Raw genomic sequence first — 6,936 nt, forward strand, 5'->3', positions numbered from 1 at the left:
TCGTGCGCGGCGCGCCGGATCCTCACGGGTGCGCGTCGACGGCCGAGACGAGCAGGTCGACGCCGCGTCGCGCCTCGTCGTCGGTGAGGGTCAGGGGCGGCATCAGGCGCAGGCAGTTCCCGTGCGTCCCGCCCAGACCCACCAGGAGCCCGCGCTCGCGGCACTCCTCCTGCACCGCTCGGGCGCGCGGCGGGTCGGGCGCCCCGTCGCCTTCGTGGAACGTGACGCCGAGCAGCAGCCCCTGCCCCTGCACCCGTACGCGCCCGGCAAGCCGGCGCAGCAGTTCACCGGTGATCCACCACCCGAGGCGACCCGCGCGCGCCACGAGGCCGCGGGACTCGATCGCCCGCACCACGCTCAGTCCGGCCGCCGCGCTCAGCGGGCCGCCGCCGAAGGTCGAGATCGACGCCATCGGCAGGGCGTCCAGGATCGCGCGGCGGCCGACGACGCCACCGAGCGTGAATCCGCCGCCGAGCCCCTTGGCGAAGGTGATCAGATCGGGGCGTACGTCGTGCCACTGGTACCCCCACCAGCGGCCCGTGCGCCCCCACCCGGTCTGCACCTCGTCGACGACCAGGGGGATCCCGGCGGCGGCGAGCGGTTCCTGACAGGCGCTCAGCCGGCCCCTGTCCAGGGGCACGGCCCCGGCGACGCCCTGCACCGGTTCGGCGATCAGCGCGGCGGTGTCGTCGCCCGCGAGCGCCCGTACGTCGTCCTCCTCGCCGAGGAAGTCGACCGGCAGCGGGTCGGGCACTCGGCCGCGCCACGTCGGCTGCCCGGTCGCGGACAGCGCTCCCAACGTCCTTCCGTGGTAGGAGTGCTGCAGCGCGATGACCCGCCCGGCCCCGCGGTACTCACGGGCCGCGAGCAGCGCCGCCTCGACGGCCTCCGAGCCCGAGCAGGTGAAGAACACCGCGGCATCGGGGATCCCTGAGCGGGCGGCGATCTCCTCGGCGAGCTCCACCTGCCTGCGGTGGAGGTAGAAGGTGGAGCAGTGGACGATCCCGGTGGCCGTCTGGGCCTCCACCGCCCGCGCCAGCTCGGCGTCCCCGTAGCCGAGGAGGTTGACGGCCACGCCCCCGTAGAAGTCCAGATACGTGCGGCCGTCGGAGCCGACCAGTTCGCGCCCCCGGCCGGAGACGATCTCCAGCGGCTCCGCGTAGAAGAGGGGCGCCCAGCTCGCCATCACGCGCCGATGGCGTCCGTACAGTTCCGCAGCGGTGCCTCGTGCCATGGATCCATGCGGCCACAGCCGCGCGCCGGCCGACAGCGGCGCGGGGCCCCGCGGTCGTGAACGCGTTGAACACCGCCCCGAGTCCGCCGGGCGTTCAACGCGTTCACGGCCGGGACCCCAGCGCCGCGTCCCGTCGGCCGTGCGGGACCGCAGGCTGGAGGTTCCTGTTCCGCCGACCGCGAAGGAGCCTCATGCACGGGCAGAAGGACGGAACCTGCGAGGACCGCCGGGAGATCTTCGAACTGCTCGGGGACTTGTCCACGGTCGACGAGTTCTTCGGCGAGTACGTGTCCGACGACGTCGCGTGGACGATGGTCGGGCGCCACCCCTTGGCGGGCCCCTACGAGAACAAGCGCGACTTCCTCGCCGGCACGCTGGAACAGGTGCGGGCCCGCTCCGGTGGCCTCAGCTTCGACCTCAAGGCCCTGTACGGGACCGCCGAGCAGACCGTCGCCGTCATGGAGGGAGTCGCGACGGCCCACGACGACCGCGCCTACGACCCGTTCTACGTATGGGTCTGCCGTTTCGAGGGGGACACGATCGTCGAGGTACAGGCGTACGTCGACTCCTACGTCGTGACCGACCTGATCCGCCGCGTGCCCTCCGCGCGCGAGGAGGCGACCTCGGCCACCGCCGCCCAGCGGGCGGAGGAGCGGCGCACGCCGGTGCCGGGCCCGGTCGGTTCCGCCACGGCGTGAGCACGCGGAAGCCCCCGGTTCCGTCATCCGGAACCGGGGGCTTCGGCAGGCCTTCGCCCAGGGAGTGTCCCCCGGGTCAGCAGCCCACGAGACGCGTCGCGAGGTAGCCCTCGATCTGGTCGAGGGAGACGCGCTCCTGCTTCATCGAGTCGCGCTCGCGCACGGTGACCGCGTTGTCGTCGAGGGTGTCGAAGTCGACGGTGACGCAGTACGGCGTGCCGATCTCGTCCTGGCGGCGGTAGCGGCGGCCGATGGCGCCCGCGTCGTCGAACTCGATGTTCCAGTTCTGCCGCAGGGCGGTCGCGAGGCCCTTGGCCTTCGGGGACAGCTCCGGGTTGCGGGAGAGCGGGAGCACCGCGACCTTCACCGGCGCGATGCGGTGGTCGAAGCGCATGACCGTGCGCTTCTCCAGCTTGCCCTTGGCGTTCGGGGCCTCGTCCTCGATGTAGGAGTCGAGGAGGAACGCCAGCATCGTGCGGCCGAGGCCGGCCGCGGGCTCGATGACGTAGGGGGTCCAGCGCTCGCCGGCCTCCTGGTCGAAGTAGGACAGGTCCTGGCCGGACGCCTTGGAGTGCGCCGACAGGTCGTAGTCCGTGCGGTTGGCGACGCCTTCCAGCTCGCCCCACTCGCTGCCGCCGAACTGGAAGCGGTACTCGATGTCAGCGGTGCGCTTGGAGTAGTGGGAGAGCTTCTCCTTCGGGTGCTCGTACCACCGCATGTTCTCCTCGCGCAGGCCCAGGCCGGTGTACCAGTTCCAGCGCTGCTCCATCCAGTATTCCTGCCACTGCTCGTCCTCGCCCGGCTTGACGAAGAACTCCATCTCCATCTGCTCGAACTCGCGGGTGCGGAAGATGAAGTTGCCGGGCGTGATCTCGTTGCGGAAGGACTTGCCCATCTGCGCGATGCCGAACGGCGGCTTGCGGCGCGAGGTCTGCTGGACCTGGGCGAAGTTGGTGAAGATGCCCTGCGCGGTCTCGGGGCGCAGGTAGGCGACGGCGCCGCTGTCCTGCGTGGGGCCGAGGTGCGTGGAGAGCATGCCGGAGAACTGCTTGGGCTCCGTGAACTGGCCCTTGGTACCGCAGTTGGGGCAGTTGATGTCCGCGAGGCCGTTGGCCGGCGGGCGGTTGTGCTTGGCCTCGTACGCCTCTTCCAGGTGGTCGGCGCGGTGGCGCTTGTGACAGGAGAGGCACTCGGTGAGCGGGTCGGAGAAGGTCGCGACGTGGCCGGAGGCCTGCCAGACCTCGCTCGCGAGGATCACCGAGGAGTCGATGCCGACGACGTCCTCGCGCGAGGTGACCATGTAGCGCCACCACTGGCGCTTCAGGTTCTCCTTCAGCTCGACGCCGAGCGGACCGTAGTCCCAGGCGGCGCGCTGGCCGCCGTAGATCTCACTGCAGGGGAAAACAAAGCCACGGCGCTTGCTCAGGCTGACGATGGTGTCGATCTTGTCGGCGGCCACGGTGCTCTCTTCATGACGACGGCGGGCGAAGCAGGGTAAGGCGCTTCGGGAGCGAATGCTTCAGGTTACCGGCGGCCTTACCCCCCTAATCAAATCGGTTCCTCGTGAGCGCTCACGAGGGGGCCCCTGCGACGGCCTCGGAGGACGGCCCGCGCGGACCCCGAGGAGGCCTTGTTGACAATCGTTTCCACATTTGTTGAAAATGAGTGTCATGAACGTACGACGCCTCATACCCACCGCCGCCCTCGCCTCCGCCACGGTCCTCGGCCTCACGGCGCTGACCGCCTGCTCCTCCTCGGCCGCGAGCGACAAGGACGGCAAGCTCGACGTGGTGGCGTCGTTCTACCCCATGCAGTACCTCGCGGAGCAGATCGGCGGCGGCCACGTCTCCGTCACCAACCTCACCGAGCCCGGCCAGGAGCCGCACGACCTCGACGTGTCCGCCCAGCAGCGCGGACAGCTCGAGGAGTCCGACGTCGCCCTGTACCTCAAGGGCCTGCAGCCCGCCGTCGACGACGCGATCGACCAGTCCGGCATCAAGACGAAGGTCGACGCCGCCTCCCTGACGAGCACGGAGAAGCACGGCAACGAGGTCGGCGGGCACGCGAAGGAGCACGAGGAACACGAGGAACACGAGGAAGAGGGCCACGACGACCACGGCCACTCCCACGAGGGCGCCGATCCGCACATCTGGCTCGACCCGGTGAAGTACGCCGAGGTCGCCGAGGGCGTCGGCAAGGCCCTGGAAAAGGCCGACCCCGACAACGCGGCGACGTACGAGAAGAACACCGCGAAGCTCGTGAAGAAGCTCGGCGGCCTGGACACGTCCTTCGAGAACGGCCTGAAGAACACCACGTCGAAGACCTTCATCACCACCCACGCCGCCTTCGGCTACCTCGCCGAGCGCTACGGCCTCACCGAGGAGGCCATCAGCGGCCTCGACCCCGAGGCCGAGCCCAGCGCCAAGCGCGTCAAGGACCTCCAGCGGATGGCGAAGGCCGACGGCGTCACCACCGTCTTCTACGAGACGCTCGTCAGCGACAAGACGGCGAAGACCCTCGCCAAGGACGCGGGCCTGAAGACCGACGTGCTCGACCCGGTCGAGGGCATCACCGACCACTCCAAGGGCGACGACTACGTCCAGGTCATGGAGGCCAACCTCAAGGCCCTGCAGAAGGCCCTGGGCAGCAAGTGACCCCCTCCCCCGCGGCTACGGAGGCACGCGCCATGAGCAACTCAGCCGATCCCGGCGAAGCCGTCATATCCCTGCGCAAGGTGACGGCGGAGCTCGGCTCGCGCCCCGTGCTGCGCGGCATCGACCTCACCGTGCGCCGCGGTGAGGTCGTCGCCCTGCTCGGCGCCAACGGCTCGGGCAAGTCCACGGCCGTCCGCACGGTCATCGGGCAGGTCCCCGTCACCGGCGGCGAGGTCGAGATCTTCGGCACCCCGCGCCGCCGCTTCCGCGACTGGGCCCGCGTCGGGTACGTCCCGCAGCGCACCACCGCCGCGGGCGGCGTGCCCGCCACGATCAGCGAGGTCGTCGCCTCCGGGCGGCTCTCCCGGGCCCGCTTCGGCGTGCTGCGCAGGGCCGACCGCGAGGCCGTCGCCCGCGCCATCGACCTGGTGGGCCTCACCGACCGCGCCAAGGACTCCGTGAACGCCCTCTCCGGCGGCCAGCACCAGCGCGTCCTCATCGCCCGCGCGCTGGCCTCCGAGCCGGAACTGCTGATCATGGACGAGCCGATGGCCGGCGTCGACCTGGCGAGCCAGGAGGTCCTCGCGGCCACCCTGCGCCAACAGGTCGCGGGCGGCGCCTCCGTCCTGCTCGTCCTGCACGAACTCGGGCCCCTGGAGCCGCTGATCGACCGCGCCGTGGTCCTGCGCGACGGCTGCGTCCTGCACGACGGTCCGCCTCCGCACGCGGTCGGCCAGCACGCGCTGCCCGGCCACGACCACGTCCACCCGCACACCGCCGACGCGGAGCCGGTCCGCACCGGCCTGCTGACCTGACCGAGGGCGAGACGCACCATGGAACTCCTCAACTACGCCTTCATGCAGCGGGCCCTGCTCGCCGCCGTGCTGGTCGGCATCACCGCGCCCGCCGTCGGCATCTACCTCGTCCAGCGCCGCCAGGCCCTCATGGGCGACGGCATCGGGCACGTCGCGATGACCGGCGTGGGCCTCGGCTTCCTGCTCTCCACGTCCGCCGTGTGGATGGCCACGGCCGTCGCGATCGTCGGCGCCGTCGTCATGGAACTGATCCGCTGGTACGGCAAGACCCGCGGCGACATCGCCCTGGCGATGCTGTTCTACGGCGGCATGGCGGGCGGCGTCATGTTCATCAACCTCGCCCCCGGCGGCTCGAACGCGAACCTCCAGTCGTACCTCTTCGGCTCGCTCTCGACGGTCTCCGAGGAGGACGTCACCGCGATCTGCCTGCTCGCCGCGTTCGTGGTCCTGGTCACCGTCGGGCTGCGCCGCCAGCTCTTCGCGGTCAGCCAGGACGAGGAGTTCGCGCGCGTGACGGGCCTTCCGGTGCGCGCCCTGAACCTGCTCACCGCCGTCACCGCGGCGGTCACGGTCACCGTCGCCATGCGCGTCGTCGGCCTGCTCCTGGTCTCCGCGCTGATGGTGGTGCCGGTCGCCGCCGCCCAGCAGCTCACCCGGAGCTTCGCCGTGACCTTCGCCGTCTCGGTGGCGATCGGCGTCGCCGTGACGCTCGGCGGCACCGTCACGTCCTACTACCAGGACGTCCCGCCCGGCGCGACGATCGTGCTGCTCACCATCGGCGTCTTCATCGCCCTCACGGTCCTCGCGACGCCGCTGGCCAGGCGCAGAGCACGGGCCGCGGCCGCCGCCGGGGCGGCCGGCGATCCCGCGGAGTGCTCGGTCCCGGCCCAGCCGGTGGCCAAGACCTGACCCGCGCACGGGCCGACCTGGCACAATGGCCCGGCAGGTCCAGAGCAGAGCGCAGACGCGAGGAGGTAACCGTGGGAGCCCCGGTTCGAGGGAGGTCGACCCGCCAGCGCGCGGCGGTCGCCGCGGCACTCGACGACGTGGACGAGTTCCGCAGTGCCCAGGAGCTGCACGACATGCTCAAGCACAAGGGCGACTCGGTGGGTCTGACCACGGTCTACCGCACCCTCCAGTCCCTCGCCGACGCCGGCGAGGTCGACGCCCTGCGCACCAACGAGGGCGAGACGGTCTACCGCCGCTGCTCGACCGGTGATCACCACCACCACCTGGTCTGCCGCGTCTGCGGCAAGGCGGTCGAGGTCGAGGGCCCCGCCGTGGAGAAGTGGGCCGAGGCGATCGCCGCGGAGCACGGCTTCGTGAACGTGGCGCACACGGTGGAGATCTTCGGCACGTGTGTGGACTGCGCCGGCAAGTAGCCGCGGGCGACAGTCTTTCCCACGCGCGGGAACTCCCTGCGCACGGCGGAGGGGGGGGGAAAACCCGGGAAGGAAGGGGGGGGTTCCCCCCCGCCTGCTCCCCCCCACTCCCTCTGTTTTTTCGCGCTTCTCTTCTCGTGTTTTTCCCCCCCA

At 71.0% G+C, this 6,936-nt stretch carries 7 protein-coding genes; 5 read left to right on the top strand and 2 right to left on the bottom strand.

Going from position 1 to position 6,936, the window contains the following annotated elements; all coding sequences use genetic code 11:
- Positions 1-22 precede the first annotated feature (22 nt).
- Entirely contained in the window at positions 23-1,234 is a 1,212-nt protein-coding gene (locus ACZ592_RS29990) for an aspartate aminotransferase family protein (RefSeq protein WP_471584779.1), read from the bottom strand.
- Positions 1,235-1,425: 191 nt separating this feature from the next.
- Here ACZ592_RS29990 and ACZ592_RS29995 point away from each other — a divergent pair, with 191 nt between their 5' ends.
- Positions 1,426-1,932 carry a nuclear transport factor 2 family protein gene (locus ACZ592_RS29995; RefSeq protein WP_471584780.1) on the top strand — a complete coding sequence of 169 codons (507 nt, stop codon included), beginning with the start codon at positions 1,426-1,428 and terminating at the stop codon, positions 1,930-1,932.
- 76 nt (positions 1,933-2,008) lie between these two features.
- On the opposite strand, the gene ACZ592_RS30000 is transcribed toward ACZ592_RS29995, so the two are convergent.
- Positions 2,009-3,391, bottom strand: coding sequence for a glycine--tRNA ligase (locus ACZ592_RS30000; protein WP_471584781.1), 1,383 nt, complete (start codon positions 3,389-3,391; stop codon positions 2,009-2,011).
- Between the two features lie 211 nt (positions 3,392-3,602).
- Here ACZ592_RS30000 and ACZ592_RS30005 point away from each other — a divergent pair, with 211 nt between their 5' ends.
- The 4 genes from ACZ592_RS30005 to ACZ592_RS30020 all read left to right on the top strand — a co-directional run bounded on the left by ACZ592_RS30005 (position 3,603) and on the right by ACZ592_RS30020 (position 6,783).
- Entirely contained in the window at positions 3,603-4,586 is a 984-nt protein-coding gene (locus ACZ592_RS30005) for a metal ABC transporter substrate-binding protein (protein ID WP_471584782.1), read from the top strand.
- Between the two features lie 32 nt (positions 4,587-4,618).
- Complete coding sequence (locus tag ACZ592_RS30010; RefSeq protein WP_471584783.1) at positions 4,619-5,401, top strand: metal ABC transporter ATP-binding protein; 783 nt, start codon at positions 4,619-4,621, stop codon at positions 5,399-5,401.
- 18 nt (positions 5,402-5,419) lie between these two features.
- Entirely contained in the window at positions 5,420-6,310 is an 891-nt protein-coding gene (locus tag ACZ592_RS30015; RefSeq protein ID WP_471584784.1) for a metal ABC transporter permease, read from the top strand.
- A gap of 71 nt (positions 6,311-6,381) precedes the next feature.
- The gene (locus ACZ592_RS30020; RefSeq protein WP_471584785.1) at positions 6,382-6,783 is read left to right on the top strand and encodes a Fur family transcriptional regulator; all 402 of its coding nucleotides are present in this window, start codon (positions 6,382-6,384) and stop codon (positions 6,781-6,783) included.
- The last annotated feature ends 153 nt before the right edge of the window (positions 6,784-6,936 follow it).

Source organism: Streptomyces sp. NPDC040622, from assembly GCF_055593965.1.

Excerpts from the sequence above, each read along its gene's own strand:
- ACZ592_RS30005 (WP_471584782.1), top strand. The coding sequence starts at position 3,603 with ATGAACGTACGACGCCTCATACCCACCGCCGCCCTCGCCTCCGCCACG.
- ACZ592_RS30010 (WP_471584783.1), top strand. The coding sequence starts at position 4,619 with ATGAGCAACTCAGCCGATCCCGGCGAAGCCGTCATATCCCTGCGCAAG.
- ACZ592_RS29990 (WP_471584779.1), bottom strand. The coding sequence starts at position 1,234 with ATGGCACGAGGCACCGCTGCGGAACTGTACGGACGCCATCGGCGCGTG.
- ACZ592_RS30015 (WP_471584784.1), top strand. The coding sequence starts at position 5,420 with ATGGAACTCCTCAACTACGCCTTCATGCAGCGGGCCCTGCTCGCCGCC.
- ACZ592_RS29995 (WP_471584780.1), top strand. The coding sequence starts at position 1,426 with ATGCACGGGCAGAAGGACGGAACCTGCGAGGACCGCCGGGAGATCTTC.